Here is a 23,758-nt window from a genome sequence, read left to right on the forward strand (position 1 = left end):
AACCATCCTGATGACGGACCACGGCAGCAACGGCAGCCCCCCGGACCACGGCGCCACGGCCGGCGGGGACGGCACCGGCCGCCTCCGGAACCCGGCCGCCACCGGCGGGGCCTCCGGGTCGGAGGACCTGCCCCGCTTCCCCCGGGGCTTCCGGTTCGGCGCGGCCACCGCCGCCTACCAGGTCGAGGGCGCCCATGACGCCGACGGCCGCGCCCCGTCCATCTGGGACACCTACTGCCGCACCCCCGGCAAGGTCGCCGGCGGCGCCACCGGCGACACCGCCTGCGACCACTACCACCGCTACCGCGAGGACATCGCGCTTCTCAGCGGGCTCGGCGTCGACGACTACCGCTTCTCCCTCGCCTGGCCGCGGATCCGCCCGGCCGGCGACGGGCCCGTCAACGAGGCCGGTCTGGATTTCTACGACCGGCTCGTGGACACCCTGCTGGACGCCGGGATCACCCCCTGCGTCACCCTCTACCACTGGGACCTGCCGCAGGCGCTGGAGGACCGGGGCGGCTGGCGGGTGCGGGAGACCGCCGAACTGCTGGCCGAGTACGCGGCGGTGGCCGCCAAGCGGCTCGGGGACCGCGTCGGACGCTGGATCACCCTCAACGAGCCGTTCTGCAGCTCCTTCCTCGGCTACGCGCGCGGCCGGCACGCGCCCGGGGCGCGGGAGGGGCAGGGTGCGCTCGCCGCCGCGCACCACCTGCTCGTCGGCCACGGCCTGACCGTGCAGGCGCTCCGCGCGGGCGGCGCCCGGGAGGTCGGTATCACCCTCAACCCCGATCTGCTGCTTCCCGAGAGCGACACCGAGGCCGACCACGCGGCCGTGCGGCGCGCCCGCACCCTCCACAACGACCTCTGGCTCGACCCGCTGTTCGCCGGGCGCTACCCCGAGCACGAGCGTGAGACCTGGGGGGAGCTGATCGAGGAGACCCCGTACCGGCGGGACGGCGACCTCGCGCTCATCGGGCAGCCGCTGGACTTCCTCGGCGTCAACTACTACCGCCCCGTCACCGTCCGGGCCGTGCCGCACGCCGAGCCGGACCCGGCGGCGCGCACCGCCGTGGACATCCGCGCGGCCGAGCTCTGGCGGGAGGACGTGCGGCGCACCACCATGGGCTGGCCCGTCGTCCCGGAGGCGCTGGCGGAGCTCCTCACCGGCCTGAACCGGGCGTACCCGGCGCTGCCGCCGCTGTACCTGACCGAGAACGGTTCCGCCGAGGACGACGCCGTGGCCCCGGACGGCGCCGTCCACGACACGGACCGGGTCGCCTACCTCCGCGACCATCTGCGGGTGCTCGCCGCCACGGTCGCCGCCGGGGTGGACGTGCGCGGCTACTTCCTCTGGTCGCTGCTGGACAACTTCGAGTGGGCGTTCGGCTACGACCGGCGCTTCGGGATCGTCCGGGTCGACTACGACACCCTGGAGCGCACCCCGAAGGACAGTTACCACTGGTACCGCTCGCTGATCGCGGACCACCGCGCCCGGCACGGCGACGGCGGGCCGGCCGCCGGCTGAGCCCCCAGGGGCCGGCCGCCCGCCCGGCGCCCGCGCGGCCCCCGCCGGGCGGGCGGCCGGCCCGTTCACGTCCCCCGGCGGCCCGCCCGGGAGCCGCCTGACCGGACGCCGCCGTCCGGGGACGAAATCCCCGAAGCGGGATGCCGGTCCGCCCGCCCGGGCACACACCCCACGGTGTCTCGGTGGAGGTGTGAGGCCGGCGCGGGCCGGCGGGGCGAGCGGAGCGATGGGGTCGGCGGATGGAACTGCCCGTGGTAACCGGGGTCGACGGCTCGGCGCACAGCCTGGCCGCGCTGGACTGGGCGGTCGACGAGGCGGCCCGGCGGGGAGCGGTGCTGCGCCTGGTGCACGCGGACGGCCGGCCCGCGGACGGCACCACCGGCCCGGACGCGCCCGCCCGCCCGCCGGCCGCGCCACCGCCGGCGGAGCGGCTGCTCGCGGAGGCCGCGGACCGCGCCCGGCGGCGGAACCCCGCGGTCGGGGTGGTCACCGAATCCGTGCCCGGGGACCCCGTCCTCGTCCTGGTCGAGGCGGGCCGCGACGCCGCCATGCTGGTCACCGGCTCGCGCGGCCGGGGCGCGGTCGCCGGCCTGCTGCTGGGCTCGGTCTCGCCGGCCGTCGCCGTCCGCTCCGGCCGCCCCGTCGTCGTGGTCCGCCCCCGCGCCGACGGGCGCTCCGCCGCCAGTGAGACCGGCGCCCCGGTCGTGCTCGGGGCCGGGGACGCCGGCGAGGGCAGCGCCGCGGCCCGCTTCGCGCTCCGCGAGGCCGCCGCGCGCTCCACGGCGCTGCTGGCCGTCCGCGCCTGGCACCGGCCGCACGAGCAGATACGGCACCCGCTGCTCACCGGGAGCCCGTCCGCCGCGGAGGAGGAACAGGCCGAGTGGCTGCTGGGGGAGACGCTGCGGGCACCGCGCCGGGAGTATCCGCGGGTCGAGGTCGGCCACCGGGTCGACGAGGGTCCCGCGCACCAGGTGCTGCTCGACGCCTCCCGCAGCGCCGCGCTGCTGGTGGTCGGCGCCCACGGCCGGGCCGACCATGGGGCGGGCCTCCGGCTCGGCAAGGTCACCCACGCCGTGCTGCGCCACGCGGAGTGCCCGGTCGCCGTCGTCCCCGTCCGCTCCTGACCGGGGATCCCGGGGGCCCCGGCAGGACCCGCGGAGAGCTGAGGAGAGCTGAGGAGACCGGAGGAGAGGAAGCCGTGAACCCCGCCGACGGCGCCGATCGCGCCGGCACGTACCCGGGGCGGGCCCCGGAGGACCGCACCCCGCGCGAGGGTGAGGCGACCGGAGGGCTCGCCCCGCAGGTGCGGGCCGTCCGGGCCTGGGTGCTGGACACCGACGGCGTGATCACCGACTCGGCCCGGCTGCACGCCGCCGCCTGGCGCGCCGCCTTCGACACCTGCCTGCGCGAGCATCCGCCGCCCGCGCCCGCCGACCGCCGCCCGTTCGACCCGGACGGCGACTACCGGCACCATGTGGACGGCCGGGCCCGGCTCGACGGCGCCGCCGCGTTCCTCGCCTCCCGCGGGCTGCGGCTGCCCGTGGGGGCGCCCGGGGACCCGCCCGGCACCGGCTCCGTGCAGGCGGTCGCCGCCCTCAAGGACCACCTTTTCGTCGAACGCCTGCGCGCCGGAGGCATCGCGGCCTATCCCGGTACGGTGCGGCTGCTGCGGGTGCTGCTCCGGGCGGGGGTGCCGCGCGCCGCCGCGTCCGCCTCCCGGCACGCCGGTGAGCTGCTGGAGAGCGCCGGGGTGCGGGAACTGTTCGACGCCCTGGTCGACGGGCGCGAGGCGGACCGCCTCCGGCTCCCCGGCAAGCCCGATCCCGCGCTCTTCGTGGAGGCCGCGGCCCGGCTGGGCGTGCCCGTGCGGGAGAGCGCCGTCGTCGAGGACGCCACGGCCGGTGTCGCGGCCGGCCGCCGCGGCGGCTTCGGCCTGGTCGTCGGCGTCGACCGGACCGACGGCAGGGAGGGCGGCACGGGGGCGGACGGGACCGGCCCGGGCGACCGGGACGACGGGGAGATCCGGACGGGCCGGGCGGACCGGGACGGCGGGGCGGGCGGCGGGGGGCGGGCGGCCGACCTGCTCCGCCACGGCGCCGACCTGGTCGTCGCGGACCTCGCCGACCTGCTGGCGCCCGGTGCCGGCGACGCGGGCACCCACGGTGGCCCGGCCGGGCCCGCGACCGCCGAGGGGCCCGCATGACCGACTGGACCTGGCGGTACGAGGGGTACGACCCCGCCGAGGAACGCCTCCGCGAAGCGCTCTGCACCCTCGGCAACGGCTACGCCGCCACCCGCGGCGCCCTCCCCGAGTGCGCCGCCGACGACGTGCACTACCCGGGGACCTACGCCGCCGGCTGCTACAACCGGCTCACCTCCACGGTGGCCGGGCGCCGCGTCGAGAACGAGGACCTCGTCAATCTCCCGAACTGGCTGCCACTCCGCTTCCGCCCCCACGACGGCCCGTCCGGCGACGCCCCGTCCGGCGGCGGCGCGAACGGCACCGGCCCGGACGACGGCGCGGCGGACGGCACCGGCCCGGACCGCGGCGGCGCGGCGGAGGACCGGCGGACGGGGGACGCGGCGCCGGCCACGCCGTGGCTGACCCCGGAGACCGCCCAGATCCTCCACCACCGCCGGATCCTCGACCTGCACACCGGCACGCTCACCCGCCACGTCCGCTACGAGGACGCGGCCGGCCGCCGGGTCCGCGTCGAGCAGACGCGCTTCCTCCACATGGGCGACCCGCACCTCGCGGTGTTGCGCACCGTGCTCGAACCGGAGAACTGGTCCGGGGTGATCGAGGTGGAGTCCGCGCTCGACGGCGGGATCGTCAACGCCGGCGTGGCCCGCTACCGCGACCTCGCCGGCCGCCACCTCACCGGGGTCACCACCGGAACCACCGGCCCCGGCGGAAGCGACGGCCCAACCGGAGACGGCGGCCCGACGCGGAGCCCCGGCCCGGGAGCCCCAGGCGGCCCGGACACGCCCGGCGAACCGGAGACCTCGGAAGCCGGGGATGCCTCGGAGCCCCCGGATGCCCCGGACGGCCTCATCTGGCTCCACTGCCGTACCAGCCACTCCGACATCGGCATCGGCCTCGCCGCCCGCACCACCGCCACCGCCGCCCGCACCACCGCCACCCCGGCCTGTGCCACCGAGCCCGGCACCGCCACCGAGCCCGGCGGCAGCGCCCCGCCCCGAACCACCGGCCGTACCGAGACGGACGGCCCGCGCATCGCCCGGCTCCTGCTGCTCCCCGCCGCGCCCGGCGAGCCCGTCACCGTCGACAAGACCGTCGCCCTGCACACCTCCCGCGACCCCGCGATCGGCGACCCCCTCGAGGCCGCCACGGACCGGGCCGCCCACGCGCCCGGCTACGCCGAACTCCTCGGCTCCCACCGCCGCGCCTGGCGCGCGCTGTGGGAGCACGCCGAACTCGACGTTCCCGGCGAGGCCGGGCGCATCCTGCGGTTCCACCTCTTCCACGTGCTGCAGACCCTCTCCCCGCACACCGCCGGACTCGACGTCGGCGTCCCCGCGCGGGGGCTGCACGGGGAGGCGTACCGGGGCCACGTCTTCTGGGACGAGCTGTTCGTGCTGCCCTACCTCAACCTCCACTTCCCGGAGGTCTCCCGCGCCCTGCTCGAATACCGTCACCGGCGCCTCGGCCGCGCCTGCCGCGCCGCGCGCGAGGCCGGGCTGGCCGGCGCGATGTTCCCCTGGCAGAGCGCCGGCGACGGCCGGGAGGAGACCCAGGAACTCCATCTCAATCCCCGCTCCGGGCGCTGGCTGCCCGACCACTCCCGCCTCCAGCACCATGTGGGCTCCGCGATCGCGTACAACGTGTGGCACTACTGCGAGGCCACCGGCGACACCGGCTACCTCCACACCAAGGGGGCCGAGACGCTGACGCAGATCGCCCGCTTCTGGGCGAGCCGCGCCGCGTTCGACCCGGCGCTGGGCCGCTACCGGATCCGCGCCGTCGTCGGCCCCGACGAGTACCACGAGGCCTACCCGGGGGCGGCCGTCCCCGGAGTGGACGACAACGCGTACACCAACGTCACCGCCGCCTGGGTGCTGGCCCGCGCCCTGGAGGTGGTCCGCGCGCTGCCCGAGCCGCGCCGCCGCGAGCTGTTCGAGCAGACCGGCACCGACCCCGGCGAGCCCGAGCGCTGGGAGGAGGTCTCCCGGCGGCTGCACGTGCCCTTCCACGCCGGTGTCATCAGCCAGTTCGAGGGCTACGGCGACCTGGCCGAACTGGACTGGGACGGCTACCGCCGGCGCTACGGCTCCATCCGCCGCCTCGACCGCATCCTGGAGGCCGAGGGCGACAGCGCCAACCGCTACCAGGCGTCCAAACAGGCCGACGTCCTGATGCTCGGCTACCTCTTTCCGCCCGCCGAACTGGCCGGTGTCTTCCGCCGCCTGGGCTACCGGCTCGACGACGCCACCTGGCGCCGCACCGTCGACCACTACCTGCGCCGCACCTCGCACGGCTCCACCCTCAGCGGACTCGTACACGGCTGGGTGCTGGCCCGGGTGCACCGCGCCGACGCCTGGCGGTTCTGCCTCGACGCGCTGGACAGCGACGTCGCCGACCTCCAGGGCGGCACCACCGCGGAGGGCATCCACCTCGGCGCCATGGCCGGCACCCTCGACCTCGTCCAGCGCGGCCTGACGGGCCTCGACCCGCGCGCCGACGCGCTGGTGCTGGACCCCGCGCCGCTGCCCGAGCTCTCCGAGTACTGCTTCACCGTCCGCTACCACGGCCACTGGGGGCTGGCGATGCGGCTGAGCGCGGGCCGGCTCCGGGTGGACGTGCCCGCCTCGGACGAGCCGCCCGTCCGGCTCGTGCTCCCGGACCGCACCGTCACGCTCCGCCCCGGCGAGTCCTGCGCGCTGGAGCTCACCGGGGGCACGGAGGCGGAGCCGTGACCGTCCCACCGACCCCCGCCGGGCGCACCCGGCGGGGTGTCCCCCCATCCGCCCCCTTCCCTCGGACACGTGAGGTGACCTGCCATGCCCCGACCCGTCGTGGCCGGAATCGACGGCACCCGGGCCGGTTCCGCGGCCGCCGACTGGGCCGCCCGGGAGGCGCTCCGCCGCGAGCTGCCGCTGACCCTGGTGCACGCCTGGAGCTGGGAACCGCTGGACCTGCCCGTCACCCAGGACACCGAGGCCCAGCGGGAGGCGGCCGGCCGGCTGCTCCACGAGGCCGCCGGCGCCCTCCGCGAGCGCCATCCACGGCTGGAGCTGACGGCCGAACAGCCGCCCGCGCCCGCGGTGACGGCGCTGCTGGCGCGGAGCGAGGACGCCGAGATGCTCGTCCTCGGCACCCGGGGCCACGGCCGGCTGATGGGGTTCCTGCTCGGCTCGGTCGGTCTCCAGGTGCTGGGCCGGGCCGCGAGCCCGGTGGTGATGGTCCGCCCCGCCCAGGACGGCAGCGACCGGCCCGCGCCGCCCGGGCGCAGCGAGGTCGTCGTGGGGCTGGAGAATCTGACCGCGACCGGCGAGCCCGTCCTCGCCTTCGCCTTCGCGCACGCCGCGGCCAACGGGATGCGGATCCACGCGGTCCGGGCCTGGGCGCTGCCCACGGTGTTCAACTACAGCCCGGCGGCGATGGAACTGGCCGACGAGGCCGGTGGCATCGAGGCCCACGAGAAGCAGCAGCTCCACACCGCGCTGCGGCCCTGGCGGGAGCGGTACCCGCAGGTGGAGGTGGTCGAACAGGTGGAGATCGGCGCCGCGGCCGAGGTGCTGCTGACGGCCTCGGGCCGGGCGGGCCTGGTGGTGGTCGGCCGCCGTCGCCGCCCCGGCCGGGGCCACCTGGGCCCCGTGGCCCACGCGACGCTCCATCACGCCTGCTGCCCGGTGGCGGTGGTCAGCCACGACTGACGGGGCGACGGGCCGACGGGCCGGCGGGGCCGGTGTGGCCCCCGCGCCGGAGACTACATGTCGACATGACGAGGTGTCGTCGAAGAGATCCGCGCGGGGATGGCGCGGCGAGCGGCGAGCGCGCGTGCCGCGCGCGCCTGCCGGAAACGGCGCGCCGCCCCGTGACACGGCTCCGGCCCGCGGCGGGCAGCGCCGAGGGACCGGAACCAGGAAGAGTGAGCGGAAGCGCTACGGCAGCGGGGTGCCGCCCGTGGCGTTGACGATCTCCGCCGTGATGAAGCTCGCCTCCTGCGAGGCGAGGAAGACATACGCCGGGGCCATCTCCGCGGGCTGCGCCGGGCGTCCGAGCGGCGACTGCTTCCCGAACTCCTCGGTGTCCGGCATCGTCGCCGGGATCAGCGGCGTCCACACCGGGCCGGGGGCGACGGCGTTGACGCGGATGCCGCGGTCCGCGAGGTACTGCGCGAGCCCCTGGGTGAAGGTGACGATCGCGCCCTTCGTGGTCGCGTAGTCCAGCAGGTGCGGGCTCGGCTTGTACGCCTGCACGGAGGTGGTGTTGATGATGGAGCCGCCCTCGGGGATGTGCGGCAGCGCCATCTTCGACAGCCAGAACATGCCGTACAGGTTGGTGCGCAGGGTGCGGTCGAACTGCTCGGTGGTGATGCCCTCGATGCTGTCCGGCTGCGACATCTGGTACGCGGCGTTGATCACCAGGACGTCGATCCGGCCGAACTCCTCCACCGCCCGGTCGATCAGCGCCTGGCAGGCCGCCTCCTCGCGGATGTCGCAGGGCACGGCGACCGCGCGCCGTCCGGCGTCCTCGACCAGCCGGACCGTCTCGCGGGCGTCCTTCTCCTCCGCCTCCAGATAGGTGAAGAGGACATCGGCGCCTTCGCGGGCGTAGGCCAGGGCGACCGCCCGGCCGATGCCCGAGTCGCCGCCGGTGATCACCGTCCGCCGCCCCTCCAGCTTGCCGCTGCCGCGGTACGAGGACTCGCCGTGGTCCGGCTCGGGCCGCATCTCCTCCGTGTGACCGGGGTGCTGCTGGTCCTGCTGCTCGAACTCCGGCTGCGGGTGCTGCGTCACGGGGTTCTGCTGCTGCTCGCTCATCCGGGCCTGCCTGTTCTCGTGCGAATCGGTGGCCATCGGGTGCCCTGCCACCAGGGGCGGAAACCGCCGATTCGCCCGCCCGGGGGTGGCCACTCCGCCCACGTCAGCTCCTGGATCGGCGTTGTGGAGACGTCGGGTTCGTCCACCCGGGCGGCCCGGCCCCGACCTGCCGTCGGTGGGCACCGTGGTGCCCCTCACGCAGCGTGGATTCCCGCCGGGCCGGCCACCGGGCGGCCGACTCCTCCGTCGAACCGCCGGGATGTGTGCGGGAGATGCCCTTGACGTGCTCCCTTGTGGAACGGCGCTCGTTCGCGACCGCCCGCAAGCTGTGGCCCGACGCCGAGATCCTCTGCGCGTCGGACCCGCGGGAGTTTGCCGACTATCTGAGATCCATCGGCGACGAGATGCTCGTCCTCGACATGCTCGTCGGCGACCTCCAGCGGGTCATCGAGTATCCGAAGCTCGGATTCGCCGTCGAGCAGGAGGCCCCGGAGGATGTGCACGCCGCGTACGAATCCCTCATCCGCGACGGCTTCACCAGCCGCCTCATCACCTCGTGACCTACCTGCCCCCGGCGGGCCGTGATGTGCGGGCCCCGCACGTCCGCGGGGGCAGGCAGGTGAACTGCTGCGTGCGGTGCGGGAGCACCGTCGGCCTCTGGCACCTGACGCGCCCCCCGGCCGCGCTGTCCGGCCCCAACCGCCCCGCGTCTCCACCGAGACGTCGACGCCCCGGACGGGCCCCGGGCCCGGTTCCGGGGCGCGGGTGGGGTGAGAGCGCTCTCACCTCGGCTCATCGGTTCGCGGATGCCCGGAGGGCTGAACACCGCCCCACAGGGCTCCGTAAGACAGGGGCAGGCGGGTGGGCCGCCGCATGGGGTGGGGAGGGTGGATCGCTTGACCGTGTACCGCACGGCCGCGCCGGAGGTCCTGACCGCCGTCGTCCCCCGATCCACCGCCGTCTCCGCCCTGTCCGCGGCCGCCGCCCGCCCTGTCATCTCGTCGTCACGGACGTGCTCCACCCTCGCCGGGGTCCCGGACGAGGCGCGCCGGGACCGACTCCGAGCCCGACCCGAACTCCGGGCCCCGACCCCGAACTCCGAGACCGACCCGAGACCGACAAGGAGCACCCCGCCGTGTCCCAACCGCTCGATACCGGAGTGCTGCGCAGTACCGCCCACAGCCCGTCCTGGGCCATGCTCAACCGCATCTCCGGAGGAGGCACGTCCGGTGGCGCGGCCGGCGCCCTCCCCGGCGGGCTTCCCGGGGCCGTGAACGGCGGTCCCCAGGGCGGACCCCAGGCCGGACCCCAGGCCGGACCTCAGGGCGGCACCCCCGGCGGCGCGGCCGGGGGGCCCGGGCCGGTGACCCCGGCCCCGGTGCGGCAGGCCGAGGGGTCCGGCCGGGTGGCCGCCCCCGTGCCGCCCGCGCTCGGCCCCGTGGCGCCCTACGGCAACGGCGCCGCGCCCCAGCCGCCGGCCGCCACGCAGCAGCGGCTGGACTTCTGCATCCCCTGCAACCCGTACTTCCCGACCCCGCACATGTTCGGCCGGCTGCGGGACTCCCTGGAGACCATCCTCAAGTACTACCCGAGCGACGCCGACACGGTCACCGCCGAACTCTGCACGGTCCTCGGCCTGAACCCGCAGACCGTCGCCATGGGCAACGGCTCCACCGAGCTGATCACCTGGATCGACCATCTCCTCGTCAAGGAGAGCCTGGCGGTGCCCATCCCCACCTTCGGGCGCTGGACGGACCAGCCGATGGAGACCGGCAAGCGGGTGGACATGTTCCCGCTCCGCGAGGAGCAGGATTTCGCGCTCGACCTCCAGGAGTACGTCCGCTTCATCCGCCGCCGGGGCTCCCGGGTGGCCGTGGTCTGCAACCCCAACAACCCCGACGGCGGCTACCTGCGGCGCAGCCAGATCGTCTGGCTCCTGGACGAGCTGGCCGATCTCGACCTGGTGGTGATCGACGAGTCGTTCATCGACTTCGTCGACGCCGAGCGGGCCCCCTCGGTCGCCGACGAGGCGGCCATCCGCCCCAACGTCATCGTGCTCAAGAGCCTGGGTAAGAACTTCGGGCTGCACGGCATCCGCTTCGGCTACTGCGTCGCCAACCCGGCGCTCGCCGCCACCGTCCGGAACGCCCTGCCCAAGTGGAACCTCAACGCCTTCGCGGAGACCGTCGTCTTCATGCTCAAGGAGTACGGCGCCGAGTACCAGCAGAGCCTCACCATGCTCGCCGCCGACCGCGCCAACATGGCGATGGCCCTGGCCGCCCTGCCGGAGCTGGTGGTCTTCCTCTCCCAGGGCAATTTCCTGCTGGTCAAGCTGCCGAACGGGGTGGACGGGGCCGCCCTGCGCGACCGGCTGCTCACCGAGTACGGACTCTACGTCCGCGAGTGCGGCAACAAGCTGGGCAGCAGCAGCCGCTTCCTCCGGCTCGTCGTCCGGCCGCACGCCGACGTGGAGAGACTGGTGGCCGCGTTGCGCACCTGCCTCTACGGGACGCGGCCGGCCCCCCTCCACCCGCCGCAGCCGGCCCAGCAGCCCGTCCAGCCGCCGGCCCCGGTCCCGGCCGCCGCGCCCCGGCCACCGCAGGCGCCCGCGGTGGCCGCGCTGCCCGTGCCGGCCGCCGTCTCCTGACCGGCACCGGCACCGGCTCCGGCCCCGCCGTACCGGCCGCCCTGGCCTCCGGCGGTCAGCGCCCGGCACCCGGGCGGCCGGGGCCCGGGAGGCAAGGTCCACCGTGCAGAACCGTTCGTGAGACATGAGCCTGACATGAGCAACCGCTGAAGTGACCCGGCCGGCACAGGACGCACGCACCGTGGCCCGGTCCGCCCGGTCCGTCCGTACCGCGGACGAGGTGCTGGAGGAAGCCGCGCGGATGGCCGCGCGGCCAGCTCTGACCCCTCGCGTCGACCGGTTCGTCCTGCTGGTCGGCGAGGGTGCCGCGCCGCCGTCGGCCCTGGGGCCTTCCGTCCGCGAACAGCGGGAGATCGTCGTCTCCGTTTCTCGGAGGGTCCGGCGGCGACAGGGGGGGTGAGCGCCCTTTCAAAGATTCTGTCTCGAAGGGGTGTTGAGTTTCTGTGCGCCGATCACCGCCAGCAGCTGCAACTTGTCGTGACTTTCGCTGCCGGGTGCGGCGGTGAAGACCAGGAGTGTCTGGGTCTGCTCGGGATCCAGCAGGGTCTGGCAGTGCAGGTGCAGTTCGCCCACTTCCGGGTGCACCAGGATCTTCTGCTCGCTGTAGCGCCATCCGACCGGATGCTCCTGCCAAAGCCGGTCGAAATCGGAACTGTTGCCCGTCAGGGCCTGCACGATCTCGGCAGCACGAGAGCGCCGCAGGCCGTGAGTGAGTTCATGGCGCAGATGCGAGACCAGGATACGTGCGTGCCGGTCCCGGTCTCGGGGCCGGTAGACGCGCTGCTCGTCCGGATCGGTGAACCACCGGTAGATGCTGCTGCGGGACAGTCCCTGGAAACGCGTCTGGTCGCCCAGAAGGGCTGTTCCCAGCGGGGTCTGCAGCAGGGTCTCGCCCAGCGCGTTCACCACGGTCGCGGGGGTGTCGACGAGTCGGTCGACGATGCGCATGAGTCCGGCGTCGACGTGGTCGGTGCGTGCCATGCGCTGTGGTTTGCCGTAGCCGGCCATCTGGAAGAGATGGTCGCGCTCGGCCAGTGACAGCCGCAGCCCTCGCGCGAGCGCGGCGAGCATCTGCTCCGAGGGCTGGTGGCCGTCTCCACGCTCCAGTCTGGAGTAGTAGTCGGTCGACATGCCCACGGTTGCTGCGACCTCTTCGCGGCGCAGTCCCGCGGTGCGGCGCCGCTCGCCCCGCGGAAGGCCGAGGTCTTCGGGCTGAAGGCTTTCGCGGCGCGCCCGCAAGAAGTGAGCCAGAGCAGAGCTTTCCATGCGGCAAGTCTGCAACCCGCGCCGCTCCGGCATCCACTGTATGGCGTTCAGTGGAAAAGCAGGCCGTTCCTCACGAGCTGCCGGTCACCTAGCGTCCATTCCGGAAAGGTCATCGCAGCGACGGAAAGTAGTGGCCATGAGTAAGAAGTGGACCCTGGCGGATGTTCCGGACCAGAGCGGGAGGACGTATCTGATCACCGGCGCCGCCGGTGGTATCGGTCTGGTGGCCACCCGGGAGCTGGCGCGGGCGGGCGCCGGTGTGGTGATGGCCGTGCGGGACCCGGCCAAGGGGGAGCGGGCCGCGCGGTCACTGGGTCCGGTCCGGGGGCAGATCGAGGTACGCGAGCTGGACGTGTCCAGCCTGGCATCGATCCGGGAGTTCACCCGGGCGTGGTCCGGACCGCTGGACGTCCTGATCAACAACGCCGGCATCATGATGGTGCCCGAGGCGCATACCGGCGACGGCCTGGAGAGCCAGATGGCCACGAACTACTTCGGGCCCTTCGCCCTGACCAACACGCTGCTGCCGCACATCGGCGACCGGGTGGTGAGCATCTCCTCGCAGCTGCACCGGATGGGCCGGATGCGGGCCGAGGACCTCAACGGCCTGAACCGCAGGTACAACCCGTGGTTCGCCTACTGCGACTCCAAGCTGGACCTCCTGCTCTTCTCCCACGAACTCCAGCGCCGGCTGGAAGCGGCCCACAGTCCGGTGCGCTCGGTGATCGCTCACCCCGGAATCGCCAAGACCGGCCTGGTGAGCCACGTCGGCGGGGTTTCCGGGTGGCTCAACGGCCTGGCCCGGCCGCTGCTGAACGAGGCTGACAACGGCGGACTGCCCACCTTGTACGCCGCCACCCAGGACGTGGCCCCCAACGCCTACGTGGGGCCCGACGGGTTCGGGAGCATCCGGGGTTTTCCGAAGGTGCGCAAGCCCTCGCGGGCCGCACGCAAGGACAAGTCGGCCGCCGCCCTGTGGGACGCCACGATCGACATCATCGGACCCGAGTTCGACTTCCGTCCCTGATCAACGGCACCGGTCCGCCACGGAGATCGTGATGACCGACCTCGGCAACAGGGTTGCCCTGATCACGGGCTCCCCCTCTTCGCCGGCCCGGTGCCGCGGAGGTCACCGAACAGGCGCTCGCCGTTGTGCGGTCCGGGCCCGACGCCGGGCACCGCTTCGACCGGCGCGTGACGCGCCACCACGGACGGCTGCTCCAGGCGGATGAGCGCGTGTTCTGGGAGACCCGGGCCGGACGGGCCGAACCGGCCGGGAGACCGGGGCGAAAGCGGTGAGCGCACGGGGGAGACCCGAGGCCGACAGGGCGGCGGCCTCCCGCCGCTCCCGCCGGGGGCGTCATATGCGATCTTGGTGCGGTCGCCGGGCCCGCACCGCCCGCCCCGGAGGGGCCCGGGCGGCCCCGGCCGCGGGCCGGGGACCGCGCCCGGGGCCCAGCGGAGGGGAGCCGCCCATGCACACACCGAACCCGCCCGGCACAGCGAACACACCTGACACACCGAACCCGCCGAGCGCCACGGACGGGACGGAGGCGCCGGACGTGACCGGTGCACGTGACACTCCGGACAGACCGCAGACGCCGGCCTCCGCCGGGGAAGGGCCGCCGACGGCCGGTCACCCCGCGCCCGCCGTCACCGCGGAGCCCGTGGGGGCGGCGGGGACGGCGGACGCCCGGGGAACGGCCCCCGGCGCCGTCCGCTCCGTCCTGGTCATCGGTGGCGGCAGCGCCGGTACGGCTCTCGCCGTGCTGCTGGCCCGCGCCGGCGTCGCCGTCGATCTGGTCGAGGCCGACCCGGACTGGCACGCCGGGGCGGGCTCCGGCATCACCTTGCAGGGCAACGCGCTGCGCGTGCTGGCCGAACTCGGCGTCTGGGAACGCGTCCGCGAGGAGGGGTCCGGCTTCGACACCCTCGGGCTGACGGCCCCCGACGGCACCGTGCTCCACGTGATGCGCGACCTGCGCACCGGCGGCGAGGACCTGCCCGCCACCCTGGGCATCGAGCGCCCCGCCCTCCACCGGATCCTGGTGGACGCCGTCCGCGCCTCGGGCGCCCGGATCCGGCTCGGCACCACCGTCACCGCCCTCGGCCAGGACGCCACCGGCGTGGACGTCCGCCTCGCCGACGGCACGACGGGCCGTTACGACCTCGTGGTGGCCGCCGACGGCCTGCACTCCCCGACCCGCGAGCTGATCGGCGTCCCCGACCGGCCCGTGCCGACGGGCATGGGCATCTGGCGCTCCGCCGCCCCGCGCCCCGCAGCCGTGGAGCGCACCGACCTCAGCTACGGCGGGCCCTGCTGGATCGCGGGCTACTGCCCCACCGGCAAGGACTCCCTCTACGCCTACCTCGTCGAGCCCAGCCGCGACCCCGGCACCCTCGACCCCGCCCGGGCCGCCGAGGAGATGCGGCGCCTCGCGGCCGGCTACGGCGGCGCCTGGACGGAGATCCGCGAACACCTGACCGACCCTGCGCGGATCCACTACACCTGGTTCCACCGGCTGCTGGTGGCGGGCGACTGGCACCGTGGCCGCGTCGTGCTGGCCGGGGACGCCGCGCACGCCTGCCCGCCCACCCTCGCCCAGGGCGCCGCGATGTCCCTGGAGGACGCCCTCGTCCTCGCCGAACTCCTCACCGCGCCCGGCAGCGGCACCGGCGGGCTCGACGCGCTGCTCACCGCCTACCGCGACCGCCGCTTCGCGCGCGTCCGCCGCGTCGTGGAGGCCTCCGTGCAGCTGGGGGAGTGGCTGATGAACGGTGACCGGGACGCCGACGCCCCCGGTCTGATCGCCCGCACCATGGCCGCGCTCGCCGAACGCCCCTGAGAACCGCCGGGGCCGTCCCACCGGCCCCGGCACCCTCCTCCTGCCGCAATGGGCGCCGCCCCCGCACGGAACGGGTTTGAACGGGCGCCGTCCGTGTCAACCGGTGGACAAGGCCGCGGGCGCCTCCCGGTGCGCCACCGCACCCGCCCCGGCCCCCGGAATCAGGAGGCGATGAGCCGTGCGACCGTCCCAGGAGATGCCAGGACCCCACCCCGCCGGTGCCCGCGGCGCCGGTCCCGGCGCCTTCCCCCGGCTCGGCTGACGCCATGGCGCGCGAGACGGGGGAGAGACTGCGGTTCGACGGATGGATCGCCGGATTGGGCACCGCCTCCGGCACCCGGCTGGTGCTCGGGCACTGGCCCCGCTCGCCGTTCGGCCCGTTCAGCGACGTGATGCTGGAACGGCCGGACGGCCGGCGGCTGCTGCTCGCCCCGACCCGCCGGGTCGCCGAATTCGTCGCCGGTGTCTACGTGTTCGACGCCACCACCGTCACCCCGGTGGCCGTCGCCGTCGCCGGGCCGGTGTGGAGCGTCACCGCCGGACCGCTGCGGCTGCGCTTCACCACCGGACGGCGCGGCCCGCTCGGCCTGCTGCTGCGCTCCGTGCCCGGCCCGCTCGCCGCCCGCCCCGCCTGGGCGGCCCTCACCGACGGGCCCGCCCGCCTGCTGCGCGGCGTGCGGACCCGGGGCGGCGCGGCGCCCGGCACCCGCGAGTGGTACGGGGCGCGGGACCTGCGGCCCGTCACGGCCGCCACCGCCCGCTTCGCGGACGAGGACCTGGGCGCGCTCGCCCCCGTGGACCCGCCGGTCCGCTTCGGCTTCGGCTCCGTCCCGCGAGCCCCGGCGCTGGTCCGGGTGACCACGACGGTCAGGACGGCAGGGGCCTCGCCCGCGCCAGGGGCCTGAACGCCCGCACCGGCGGGGTGGGCCCCTCCGGTCCGGCCCGCTGCCGAGCGCTCCCCGCCCGCACCGGGGCCCGTACCCGGCGCGGGTTCAGGCGCCGGGGCGGCCGGCCCTGCGCCGGGACTGCACCCGGACGGCTCTCGCGTGGCCACTCCACCGCGTGTCGGCCGCGCCGCCGGTCACCGGCCCGGGGTCAGATGGGGAGGCCCTCCCGCCGCACAGGACGCCGGCGCGCCCTTCGGCGGGTGGGCCGCACCCGGTGGTGGCGGCCCACCCGCCGTCTCTCGCCGGACGGGTGCCGGTGGGTGGCCGGGACGAGCCGAAGGGAGCGCGGCCGTGCGGGACGTACTGGAGGAACTGGAGCGCTGGTGGCACGCCGGCGAGCCGGTCGGCATGGCCACCGTCACCGCCGTCCGGGGCTCCGCCCCGCTGCGGCCGGGGTCGGTGCTGCTGGCCGGCCCGGACGGATCGGTCTCCGGCGGCGTCTCCGGCGGCTGCGTGGAGGCCGATGTCCACGCCCTCGCGCTGGAGGCGGCCGGCGGCGCCCCGCCGCGCCTGGTGTCCTACGCCCCCGACCCGGGCGGCGAAGGGCTGTTCGGCATCGGCCTGACCTGCGGCGGCACGGTCGAGATCCTCGTGGAGCGGGTCGACCGCGCCACCTTCCCCGAACTGCCCCACCTGGCCGCCGCGCTCCGGGCCGGGGAACCGGTCGCCCTGGTGACCTCCGTGGCGCCCCCCGGTGACGGGCCGTCTGCCGGCGGGAGTCCCCAGGGCTTCCCGGCCCGGGACGGGGGGACGGGTGGCGGGACGGCCGGTGATCCCAGGGGCGGTGGCGTGCCCGCCGGCGGGACGGGCGGTCGCTCCCCGGGCTGCGGCGGGATGCCCGCCGGCGGGACGGCCGGTGGCTCCCCGGGCAGTGGCGGCACGGCCGGTGGCAGAAGAGTCGGCGACGGAATTGCCGGTGCCTCCCCGGCCGGTGACGGGACGGCCCGTGGCCGGACGGCCGGCAGCAGGAGCACCGGCGGCCGGAGAGCGCCTGGCCAGGCGGAAGAACCGGCCCCCGGCCGTCACCTCCTGGTCCGCCCCGGCCGGGTCGCCGGCACGCTCGGCGCGCCCGCCCTCGACGCCGAAGCGGCCCGCCGCGCCCGCGAACTGCTGGCGGCCGGGCGCGACGGCACCTTCCCGCTCGACGGGGACGCGGCCCCCGGGCCGGGGGGCGACGGCAGCTCCGCACCCGCCGGTGGCGCGGCGGCGCGGCCGGAGTCCGGCGGCCTCCCCCGCCACGGGGATCCCGCCGACGCCCGGCCGGGCGGCGCGCCGCGTCTGTTCGTCAGCGTCCATCCGGCGCCTCCCCGGCTGATCGTCGTCGGTGCCGCCGGGCACGCCGCGGCCCTGGCCCGTCTCGGGGTCTTCCTCGGCCACCGCGTCACGGTCTGCGACCCCCGCGCGGCCTTCGCCACCCGCCGCCGCTTCCCCGGCGCGCACGAGGTCGTCACCGCCCGCCCGGACCGGTACCTGGGCGAGGAGGCGGCGGCCGGGCGGCTGGACGGGCGCACGGCGGTCTGCGTCCTCACCCACGACCCCCGCACCGACGTACCGGCCCTGGCGGTGGCCCTCCGGCTGGAGCTGGGCCACGTCGGCGCGATGGGCTCCCGCCGCACCCACCACGACCGGCTGGCGCGGCTGCGCGCGGCCGGGCTCACCGAGCACCAACTCGCCCGGCTCTCCTCGCCCCTCGGCCTGGACCTGGGCGCGCTCACCCCGGAGGAGACGGCGGTGAGTGTCGCCGCCGAGCTGATCGCCCACCGCACGGGAGCCACCGGGGCCCGCCTCGCCACCCTGACCGGCAGCCTCCACCCACCGGCGGCCGTGGCCGCCACCCCGGCCCCTCCGGCCGCCTCGGCGGCACCGCGCACCCCGGTCGTCCGGCAGCCCGCAGCCCCTCCGCACCGCTCCACCCACTGATCCGAACGAGTGAAGAACTCGCCCCATCCGTAACTCCGGACGCTCTCGTCCGGGTTACGCCGATCGGCGTAGCTACGCTCGATATGTGCTGGACTTTCCCGTGTTCCTGCTCGCGCTCGGCGCCGTCGCCCGGGTGACCCGATTCGTCAACCTGGATGCCCTTGCCGGCCCGTTGCGCGCCTGGTTCATCAGGCGCGGGGGCCCCGAGTCCAAGCTCGTCACCCTCGTCGAATGCCCCTGGTGCCTGTCGGTCTGGGTGGCGGCCGCGGTCGTCCCCCTCGCCTTCCTCTACGGGCACACGCTCTGGTTCCAGATCCCCGCCACCGCGCTGACGGTCAGCTACCTCTACGGGGCCGCGGCGCGGTTCGTCGAGACCTGACGGACCGGCGGCCGGCGCGCTCCCCCCGCGGCGCCTGAACGGCCTCGGCGCGCGCCGGGGCCGGCGGATCCGGGACGGCGGCCAGGGGACGGCAACAGAAGGAGGTACCGCATGGGATGCAACTGCGGCGGCCGAGGTGGCGGCGTGGCACCGCCACCCCACATCCGCCGGCCGGTCTGGCGCCACCACCGCACCGACGGCACCACCCGGGACTACATGACGCCCGAAGAGGCGTACGCCGCCCTCCACTCCTCCGGCGGCCGGGTGGAGCGGATCCCGGAGACGCCCTGAGCGCGGGACCCCAGGCTCCCGGGCCGGTCCCCGGGGACGGCGAAAGCCCCCGGGTGCGGTGACGATCCGCACCCGGGGGCTCCCCCTTGTTCCGCCCGCCCGGTGGGGGCCGCACGGAGCCAGGAGGACGATCAGGCGTAGGTGATCGGCACGCTGGCCGAGCCGCCGGGCGTGTGGAGAACGAGTGTGGTGGCGCCAGGAGCGTGCGCGGGAGCGGTGGCGACCACCAGGAGGTCCGACAGCGCGGCGAAGCTGGTCGCCGGGGTGCCGCCGAAAGTGACGGAATCCGTGTAGGTGAGGTTGACGCCGGAGATCGAGATGCTGGTTCCGCCTCCCGTCGAAGCCTGGTTCGGGACGATCCCCGAGATCGACGGGACGGGCACGTAGATGTAGTACGGGTTGCCGAGCATGGGATCGCTCGTGCCCCCGGGGGACGTCACGGTGACCGCGACAGTACCGGTGCCGGCGGGGGCCGTCGCCGAGATCGTGAAGTCGTCCACCACGGTGAAGCTCGGGGCGGGAGCCCCGTCGAACTGGACCAGGGTGGCCGAGGTGAAGCCGCTGCCGTAGACCGTCACGGTGTTCTCGCCCGCCTCCGGGCCGAGACCCGGGAGGACCTGGGAGACGGTCGGGAGGGCGGCGTAGGTGTACGTGGACGGCGCGCTCACCCCCGACGGCGTCGTGACCGTCACACCGATCGGCCCCGCGACGGCGCCCGGCGGGGTGACGGCGGTGATCTGGGTGGAGCTGTTGACGGTGAAGGAGATCGCGGACACGAGCCCGAATCGCACCAGCGTGGCCCCGGTGAACCCGGTGCCGGTGAGCACCACCGTCTGGCTCCCGGCGAGGGGGCCCGTGGCGGGGGTGATGTTGCTGATCACCGGCACCGCGGCGGTGTAGGTGTAGGTGACGGCGTTGCTGGGGCCGCCGGGGGTGGTGACGGTGACGCTGACGGACCCGGCGGTGCCGGCGGGTGCGACGGCGGTGATCTGGGTGGGGCCGTCGACGGTGAAGGAGGTGGCGGGGGTGCCGCCGAAGGAGACGCCGGTGGCGCCGGTGAGGTTGGTCCCGGTGAGGACCACGGTGGTGCCGCCGGTCGTGGGGCCGTTGTTGGGGACGATCGCGCTCAGGACCGGCGCCGTGACGTAGGTGTAGGCGAGGCCGTTGCTGGTGCCGCCGCTCGACCGGACGGTGACGGTGACGGTGCCCGTGCCGGGTGGGGCGGTCGCGGTGATCTCGGTGGAGCTCACCACGGTGAAGGGCACCGGGATGGAGCCGAACCGCACCTGGGAGACGGCGGTGAGGCCGGTACCGGTGAGGGTCACGGTGTTCCCGCCCGCGGTGGGGCCGCTGGTGGGGGCGATCGTGATCAGGACGGGTGCCGTGACGTAGGTGTAGGTGAGGCTGTTGCTGGTGCCCTCGCCGGTCCTGACGGTGACGGGCACCGAGCCCGTGCCGGGCGGCGCCGTGGCGTCGAGCCGCGTGGGACCGGCGATCGTGAAGGGCACCAGGACGGGGCCGAACCGCACCTGCGCGGCACCGTCGAGGCCGGTGCCGGTGACGGAGACGGTGGTTCCGCCGGTGGTGGGCCCCTGAGCGGGGTTGAGCGCGGTGATCACGGGGGGCATGACGGGCCTTCCTGTTCTGGCCGGATAGGGCTGTGCCCTGGCCGGAGCCAGGGCACAGCGGTGGCTGGGCCCGCCGGTGACGGGTCCGAGAGGGCTCCTCGGGAGCGCCTGGGGGCGAAAGGCCGTCGGTTCAGGCCGTGACGGTGATGTCGTCGAACGCGGGGTTCGGGGTGCTGGTGCCGCCGGGTGTCTGCACCACCACGGAGTAGGCGTCCGCGGGGGTGCCGGCCGGGATGTCGAAGACGATCAGGCCCGACGTCGTGGCGAAGGCGTTCTCCGTGGGCTGGACGGGGGCGTCTCCCGGGTCGAGGGTCACGGAGATCAGGTCGTAGAAGTTGGCACCGGTCGCGGTGGCGCCCGTGGTTCCAGCGGGTGCCGTGGCCGGGCTCGCCGAGTTCGGCGTCACGGTCGGAGCCGCGTAGTAGGTGAACGAGGAGAAGCCGCAGGGGCTGGGGGTGCTGCCGCCGCCGGGGTTGGTGGCGGTGACGGTGACCGTCGCGATGCCGCTGGGGCCGATCGTGCCCGTGGGGGCGGTGACGGTGAGCTGCGTGTCACCGGTGCGGCTGACGATGGCGGTGGCGGGGGTGCCGCCGAAGGACACGTCACTGGCGGCGGTCACGGTGGACAGCCCGGTACCGGTGAGGGTGACCGAACCCGGTGACGCCGTGCCGAGCGCGGGCGACACCGAGGTGACGACCGGGCCGGTGATGTAGAAGAACGGCAGGGAGTTGCTGGTGGAGTTGAGCGCGGTCACGCTCACCTGCGTCTGGCCGGAGCAGCCCGCCGGGGCGGTGGTGGTGACGGTGGTGGCGGTCGCCACGGTTCCGTTGACGGTTCGGGTGCCGAAGTTGACCCGGACCGTGCTGCCCACCGTGCCGAAGGTGCCGGAGGGGCCGGTGATGGTGACCGCTGTGCCGGTGGTCCCACTGGTGGGGGCGATGCTGGTGATGGTCGGCATGGAAGAACTCCTTCGCTGAATGCCGTGTGAAGATCGTTCGGAAGAGGGGGCGCCGCTCGTCCCGCCGCCGTCGGGGGAGGCGCGGGGGGAGGGGAGCCGCGGACCGCGGGCAGCGGTGGCCGGAGAGCGGGCGGGGAGGAACGCGGCCGGGCGACGGCCGGCGGGATCACTCCACCGGACAAGGGCTCCGGGGGAGGGGCCGTCGGCCCGGGACGGAGAGCCGGGGGTGACCCGTGTGCGCCGGCCCGGGCGGGTGGCAGAACCCAACCGCACGTCCTGGGCGGGGAATGAGCCGTCGGCCTGACGGGACGCCGGCGCGGGCCGCTGCCGGCTGTCCGGGGACGGGCGCCCACCGGACCGGTACACGGCCAGTACGCCACCCGCCACCCCGGGGGGCAAGAGGCACCCCGGGAAGTCACCCGTGCGGGTGAGCGTCCCACCTGCCGCGGGTGGCACCGCCCGCACCACCGGCCGGGCACGGGCGCCCCCGGTGCGCCCGCTCACCTCGTCCGGGACCCCGGACGCCGGTGGTACCCGGCCACGACGGGGACGGGAAACGCGCTGCTCCGGGCGGGTGAGGCGCCTCATCCGCCCTTGCCGGGCACTCGGCGCGCTTGCGTTACTGAAACGGCCGGCGGGGGCCGGAACGGCCCACGGGCGAGCGACGGCCGGGCGGTTCCGCCCAGTTGGACCTGCCCACCCGCCGGGCCGCCCACCGCCCGGGAGAGCCCGCCGGGACACCGCTCCGGCGGCGGCACGGGCGTCACCGCCCCAGGTGGCCGGCGCCTCCCGCTCCGCCCCGCCGCCCCGGGAGGGGGCGAGTCCCCGGGATGGGCTCGTTCCGCCGGCCGCCCAGCCGGCCCCCTCCGCTCCGCCGACCGCTCAACCGCCCGGTCCCCGACCGGCCGGCCGCCCATCCTCAACCACCCGGCCGCCCAGCCGGCCGACCGTCGCACCCGGTGCGGCAGCCGCACCCGCGCGCGCATCCGTGGCCGGGCGGGGCCCGGAGCCGTGCCGGAGACACACGCGGGGTCCGGTGCCGCATCGCCTCCGGTGAGCGGAGCGGCGGCTCACCGCAAGACCCGAAGCCCCCGCCCCGGCGGCCCGCCTCCGCGCAGGAGTCCGCGGGCCCGCGGTGGGCCGGGCGCAGCCGCCGGCGGTCCGGTCCGGCGGCCACCGACACGAGAGGCAGGCCGTCATGGCCCCCGTCATCACCTCACTGAGCCCCACCCAGGGGCGCACACCCCAGCTCATGACCATCACCGGCACCGGCCTGGGGGCGCCGTCGGCGTCAACTTCGGCGCCCGCCGCTACCCCGTGGTGTCCGTCTCCAGCACCACGGTCACCGTGACGATCCCGGCGCTGCCACCGGGCCAGTACGACGTCTCGGTCTTCACGGGGACGGCCACCAGCAACTTCCTGCCGTTCTTCTACATCGCCATCCCGCAGGTCACCGCGCTCAGCAGCAACCGCGGCTCCAGCACGCCCATCCGGATCAGCCTCTTCGGCTCCTCCCTGGCGACCACGCAGAGCGTGGAGTTCGTCGGCGTGGGGCCCGGCACCGACGTCCGGGTGATCTCGGACACCATCGTCACCGTCCTGACCCCGCAGAACGGGCAGCACCCCGACGGCTGCACCTTCCCCTCCGAGGTCCGGGTCACCTCGCTCGGCGGCGTCAGCCCGGTCCAGGGCGGTCCCACGCAGTACGTCTTCTACGAGGAGCCGGCCGTCACCGCCGTGGTGCCCAACGCGGCCGTGGTCGGCTCGCTGATCACCGTCACCGGTACCTGCCTGCTGGACGCGGTGAGCGTCGTCTTCGAGCTGGAGAACGACGGCATTCAGGTGCCGGCCGACTTCACGCAGATCTCCGCGACCGTGCTCACCACCACCGTCCCGCCGACGCTCGCCCCCGGCACCTATGACATCAAGGTGACCACCCCCGGTGGCCAGAGCGATCCCGCGCCGCTGGCCGTCTTCACCGTTCCGCCGCTGTGACCGCGCGCCCGGCCCGTGGCTGCCGCGCTCCGGGGCCGTGGCTCCCGGCTTCCCCGCCCGCGCTTTCCGGGCGCCGGAGCGCGGGCCGGGCGCCGGGTGCGCCCGGTGGTACGCGGTATGGGGAGGGTGTGCCCCCGGTGGCCTGGTGTGACTAATCCCCGGCTCGTTGCCGGAGCCGGGGGCGGGTGCTTCCCTGAATACGTCCGCACCCTTCGGCCGACGGGCCGGGGGCGGGATTCGACAGGCAGCCGCACGGCTCTCCCGGGCAACCGGGGCGGGCCGGACGGACGCCGTGGTCGGTGGGCAGGTTCCGTCTCCGGACGTGGACCCGCCTGCCGGTGCCTCCCC

At 75.5% G+C, this 23,758-nt stretch carries 17 protein-coding genes and 3 pseudogenes; 16 read left to right on the plus strand and 4 right to left on the minus strand.

The annotated features are described in order from the left end of the window. Window positions 1-10 precede the first annotated feature (10 nt). The 5 genes from HCK00_RS06545 (at window position 11) to HCK00_RS06565 (ending at window position 7,423) form a co-directional block, all read left to right on the plus strand. Complete coding sequence (locus tag HCK00_RS06545; protein ID WP_168100827.1) at window positions 11-1,525, plus strand: GH1 family beta-glucosidase; 1,515 nt, start codon at window positions 11-13, stop codon at window positions 1,523-1,525. A gap of 239 nt (window positions 1,526-1,764) precedes the next feature. Continuing rightward, window positions 1,765-2,649 (plus strand): universal stress protein, encoded by an 885-nt coding sequence (locus HCK00_RS06550; protein WP_168100828.1) that lies wholly within the window; start codon window positions 1,765-1,767, stop codon window positions 2,647-2,649. 179 nt (window positions 2,650-2,828) lie between these two features. After that, the gene (locus HCK00_RS06555; protein ID WP_168101037.1) at window positions 2,829-3,728 is read left to right on the plus strand and encodes an HAD family hydrolase; all 900 of its coding nucleotides are present in this window, start codon (window positions 2,829-2,831) and stop codon (window positions 3,726-3,728) included. Further along, window positions 3,725-6,463 carry a glycoside hydrolase family 65 protein gene (locus HCK00_RS06560; RefSeq protein ID WP_240965315.1) on the plus strand — a complete coding sequence of 913 codons (2,739 nt, stop codon included), beginning with the start codon at window positions 3,725-3,727 and terminating at the stop codon, window positions 6,461-6,463. Before HCK00_RS06555 ends, HCK00_RS06560 begins: the two co-directional genes overlap by 4 nt. An 84-nt stretch (window positions 6,464-6,547) precedes the next feature. After that, window positions 6,548-7,423, plus strand: coding sequence for a universal stress protein (locus tag HCK00_RS06565; RefSeq protein WP_168100829.1), 876 nt, complete (start codon window positions 6,548-6,550; stop codon window positions 7,421-7,423). A gap of 228 nt (window positions 7,424-7,651) precedes the next feature. Here HCK00_RS06565 and HCK00_RS06570 read toward each other — a convergent pair whose 3' ends face one another. Beyond that, the gene (locus tag HCK00_RS06570; protein ID WP_375781924.1) at window positions 7,652-8,569 is read right to left on the minus strand and encodes an SDR family oxidoreductase; all 918 of its coding nucleotides are present in this window, start codon (window positions 8,567-8,569) and stop codon (window positions 7,652-7,654) included. A gap of 257 nt (window positions 8,570-8,826) precedes the next feature. On the opposite strand from HCK00_RS06570, the pseudogene HCK00_RS06575 reads away from it, so the two are divergent. The 3 genes and pseudogenes from HCK00_RS06575 to HCK00_RS06585 all read left to right on the plus strand — a co-directional run. Further along, window positions 8,827-9,093: pseudogene (locus HCK00_RS06575) on the plus strand (YdcF family protein); the annotation flags it as partial. Between the two features lie 575 nt (window positions 9,094-9,668). Then, window positions 9,669-11,180 (plus strand): pyridoxal phosphate-dependent aminotransferase, encoded by a 1,512-nt coding sequence (locus HCK00_RS06580; RefSeq protein WP_311765179.1) that lies wholly within the window; start codon window positions 9,669-9,671, stop codon window positions 11,178-11,180. 181 nt (window positions 11,181-11,361) lie between these two features. Further along, window positions 11,362-11,580, plus strand: a complete 219-nt coding sequence (locus tag HCK00_RS06585; protein WP_168100831.1) for a hypothetical protein — start codon at window positions 11,362-11,364, stop codon at window positions 11,578-11,580. An 8-nt stretch (window positions 11,581-11,588) separates the two neighbouring features. On the opposite strand, the gene HCK00_RS06590 is transcribed toward HCK00_RS06585, so the two are convergent. Then, window positions 11,589-12,446 carry a helix-turn-helix transcriptional regulator gene (locus tag HCK00_RS06590; RefSeq protein WP_168100832.1) on the minus strand — a complete coding sequence of 286 codons (858 nt, stop codon included), beginning with the start codon at window positions 12,444-12,446 and terminating at the stop codon, window positions 11,589-11,591. Between the two features lie 136 nt (window positions 12,447-12,582). Between HCK00_RS06590 and HCK00_RS06595 the strand changes: the two genes are divergently transcribed. From HCK00_RS06595 to HCK00_RS06620, 7 genes and pseudogenes are all read left to right on the plus strand, one after another. Next, a complete protein-coding gene (locus HCK00_RS06595; protein ID WP_168100833.1) occupies window positions 12,583-13,473 on the plus strand; it encodes an SDR family NAD(P)-dependent oxidoreductase in 891 nt (296 codons plus the stop codon). A 640-nt stretch (window positions 13,474-14,113) separates the two neighbouring features. Then, window positions 14,114-15,292 (plus strand): FAD-dependent monooxygenase, encoded by a 1,179-nt coding sequence (locus HCK00_RS06600; protein ID WP_311765194.1) that lies wholly within the window; start codon window positions 14,114-14,116, stop codon window positions 15,290-15,292. A gap of 266 nt (window positions 15,293-15,558) precedes the next feature. Next, a complete protein-coding gene (locus tag HCK00_RS06605) occupies window positions 15,559-16,197 on the plus strand; it encodes a hypothetical protein (RefSeq protein ID WP_168100835.1) in 639 nt (212 codons plus the stop codon). 333 nt (window positions 16,198-16,530) lie between these two features. Further along, window positions 16,531-16,749 (plus strand): annotated as a pseudogene (locus HCK00_RS28800) (XdhC family protein); the annotation flags it as partial. Between the two features lie 507 nt (window positions 16,750-17,256). Beyond that, window positions 17,257-18,159, plus strand: a pseudogene (locus HCK00_RS28805) (XdhC family protein); the annotation flags it as partial. Window positions 18,160-18,244: 85 nt separating this feature from the next. Next, window positions 18,245-18,538: a DUF1360 domain-containing protein gene (locus HCK00_RS06615; RefSeq protein WP_311765180.1), complete on the plus strand. Its 294-nt coding sequence runs from the start codon at window positions 18,245-18,247 to the stop codon at window positions 18,536-18,538. Between the two features lie 111 nt (window positions 18,539-18,649). Beyond that, on the plus strand, window positions 18,650-18,829 hold the full coding sequence (locus HCK00_RS06620) for a hypothetical protein (RefSeq protein ID WP_168100837.1): 180 nt from the start codon (window positions 18,650-18,652) through the stop codon (window positions 18,827-18,829). A gap of 131 nt (window positions 18,830-18,960) precedes the next feature. Here HCK00_RS06620 and HCK00_RS06625 read toward each other — a convergent pair whose 3' ends face one another. Beyond that, window positions 18,961-20,457: an IPT/TIG domain-containing protein gene (locus HCK00_RS06625; RefSeq protein ID WP_168100838.1), complete on the minus strand. Its 1,497-nt coding sequence runs from the start codon at window positions 20,455-20,457 to the stop codon at window positions 18,961-18,963. 130 nt (window positions 20,458-20,587) lie between these two features. Beyond that, on the minus strand, window positions 20,588-21,415 hold the full coding sequence (locus HCK00_RS06630) for an IPT/TIG domain-containing protein (RefSeq protein WP_168100839.1): 828 nt from the start codon (window positions 21,413-21,415) through the stop codon (window positions 20,588-20,590). Between the two features lie 1,053 nt (window positions 21,416-22,468). On the opposite strand from HCK00_RS06630, the gene HCK00_RS28865 reads away from it, so the two are divergent. After that, window positions 22,469-23,410 (plus strand): IPT/TIG domain-containing protein, encoded by a 942-nt coding sequence (locus HCK00_RS28865; protein ID WP_206320019.1) that lies wholly within the window; start codon window positions 22,469-22,471, stop codon window positions 23,408-23,410. Window positions 23,411-23,758: the final 348 nt, after the last annotated feature.

It is taken from the genome of Streptomyces zingiberis (assembly GCF_012034935.1).
Classification (GTDB): Bacteria; Actinomycetota; Actinomycetes; order Streptomycetales; family Streptomycetaceae; genus Streptomyces; species Streptomyces zingiberis.

Bases quoted from the DNA above. Each gene is read 5' to 3' on its own strand.
- HCK00_RS06565 (WP_168100829.1), top strand. From the start codon at position 6,548: ATGCCCCGACCCGTCGTGGCCGGAATCGACGGCACCCGGGCCGGTTCC.
- HCK00_RS06620 (WP_168100837.1), top strand. From the start codon at position 18,650: ATGGGATGCAACTGCGGCGGCCGAGGTGGCGGCGTGGCACCGCCACCC.
- HCK00_RS06605 (WP_168100835.1), top strand. From the start codon at position 15,559: ATGGCGCGCGAGACGGGGGAGAGACTGCGGTTCGACGGATGGATCGCC.
- HCK00_RS06595 (WP_168100833.1), top strand. From the start codon at position 12,583: ATGAGTAAGAAGTGGACCCTGGCGGATGTTCCGGACCAGAGCGGGAGG.
- HCK00_RS06630 (WP_168100839.1), bottom strand. From the start codon at position 21,415: ATGCCGACCATCACCAGCATCGCCCCCACCAGTGGGACCACCGGCACA.
- HCK00_RS06545 (WP_168100827.1), top strand. From the start codon at position 11: ATGACGGACCACGGCAGCAACGGCAGCCCCCCGGACCACGGCGCCACG.
- HCK00_RS06625 (WP_168100838.1), bottom strand. From the start codon at position 20,457: ATGCCCCCCGTGATCACCGCGCTCAACCCCGCTCAGGGGCCCACCACC.
- HCK00_RS06550 (WP_168100828.1), top strand. From the start codon at position 1,765: ATGGAACTGCCCGTGGTAACCGGGGTCGACGGCTCGGCGCACAGCCTG.
- HCK00_RS06560 (WP_240965315.1), top strand. From the start codon at position 3,725: ATGACCGACTGGACCTGGCGGTACGAGGGGTACGACCCCGCCGAGGAA.
- HCK00_RS06590 (WP_168100832.1), bottom strand. From the start codon at position 12,446: ATGGAAAGCTCTGCTCTGGCTCACTTCTTGCGGGCGCGCCGCGAAAGC.
- HCK00_RS06570 (WP_375781924.1), bottom strand. From the start codon at position 8,569: ATGGCCACCGATTCGCACGAGAACAGGCAGGCCCGGATGAGCGAGCAG.